Consider the following 1,601-nt stretch of genomic DNA (forward strand, 5'->3'; position numbering starts at 1 on the left):
CAAGAGCAGTACGCCCATGCAGGCCATGAAACAGTGGTATCAGTCGCACCCGCATCTGTTTAACAAGCGACCATATGATCGTCCGGGATGCGACATCTACCTATCATCATGTGAACAACGGGACCGCTGACCAATACACTTTCACCGCTACTGCTTACCGCATTCCAGAATGGAAAATATCCTATCCCGCTGAGATATGCACAAAATGCGGCAAATACAGCCAATCCGAAAGTCCGATAAATCCAGATCACGAGCGACGGTTTTTGCGGCAGCGATCGTAAAAACAGGGGTATCATTAGGAGAAGAAGCAAGATAAAAAAGAAGAATACCGCTATATAAAAAATTCTTTCATCGGATAACGCAAAAATGTCCGTATCGATAAATGCCAGTGCAAAGATAGGTGACAAAAAAAAGGGGCCGACCACGAAGAATAAAACATATCTTCTGAGGACTTCATCTTTCATAGGATGGCTTTGCGGAACTCTCATAGAGCCTGCGAAACCCCTAACAATTGGAGTGCGTTATCCAGTCTTATAAGCCTCTCTGCATTACTTTAATTTTTGTAACAACCGGTTCCACTCCTTTATAACGACAAATAAGAGACCAAGCATTGCAAAACCTGTAATCACAAAAGCAAAACGCATTCCATCATTCATATCAACGTCATATTTTCTATACAATATTGCCACCACAAATACTCCGCCCATAGTTAGGCAGTAGAGAAGCCCTGTCAGTATTGACGTTACCAAGCCATTCAGTTTTCCATGCTCACGTTTTAGTTGGAGTAATCCAAATAAAAACATGCATCCAATAACTCCCTGAACGAAAAAATATGCAGCAGAAATAGTCAAGAGTATGGGCAGCATCTATGCCAATTCCATGGAATTAATTCATTTTCGGCTATTGGGATGAATAATATATATATGATGTTTCCATCATAATTGTTAATCGAGAAGACCGCCTCATACCAATGACCGATGCTCTTATTGCGGATGTATCTCCAATACTCATGGCTTGGGTGGACGGCCGCTCGACTGGCTTGCTGGCGCGCTGCCAAAATTATTTACCGATATGTTGTCGGGGTTGTTTAATATCATTCCAGACGCTGGATAGTTCTTATTCGCCGCAGCTCTCAAATCAATCAATCCTTGAGATAGGGCTGTAACACTCGCGCCAAACCCAGCTTGAACAGTCGTTCCAAAGCTTCCTGCTCTTGCCAAGACAGAGGCACCTCCTCCTGCTGTACTGGTAAGAGTTGCCACAGCGGCCTCACCGAGATTTATACTTTTATCAGAAGAAATTATTTGGCTTAGAAGATTACCTGCTCCACCCGCAAATCCACTTACTACTATGGCTGCTATTGGGCCAACGGCTAAACCAGCAGTGGCTCCTCCAACAGTGCCAAAAAGTGTTGAAGTTGCAATACCCAGTGGACTGGCCCCCTTACCATAAGCCGTAATACCAGCTGATACCCCGCCAATAATTGCTCCAATTCCGGCAGCGCCCAGGTTGATTCCTACGGTTCCGGTTGGATCGACCAAATTGACCGGATCATTCCCCACGTACGCATACAGGTTGAGGTCGCTCTCGTATCCCACCGG

General features: G+C 45.0%; 3 protein-coding genes. All 3 read right to left on the reverse strand.

Annotated features, from left to right (window positions below; genetic code table 11):
* Positions 1–59 precede the first annotated feature (59 nt).
* Entirely contained in the window at positions 60–488 is a 429-nt protein-coding gene (locus BT108_RS13895) for a hypothetical protein (RefSeq protein WP_177257331.1), read from the reverse strand.
* A gap of 60 nt (positions 489–548) precedes the next feature.
* Positions 549–866 (reverse strand): hypothetical protein, encoded by a 318-nt coding sequence (locus tag BT108_RS13700; protein WP_143142518.1) that lies wholly within the window; start codon positions 864–866, stop codon positions 549–551.
* Positions 867–1,007: 141 nt separating this feature from the next.
* Positions 1,008–1,601, reverse strand: a 594-nt coding sequence (locus tag BT108_RS13900; RefSeq protein ID WP_369817182.1) for an RHS repeat-associated core domain-containing protein, incomplete at its 5' end; no start/stop codon positions are given.

It is taken from the genome of Nitrosovibrio sp. Nv17 (assembly GCF_900119085.1).
Taxonomy (GTDB): domain Bacteria; phylum Pseudomonadota; class Gammaproteobacteria; order Burkholderiales; family Nitrosomonadaceae; genus Nitrosospira.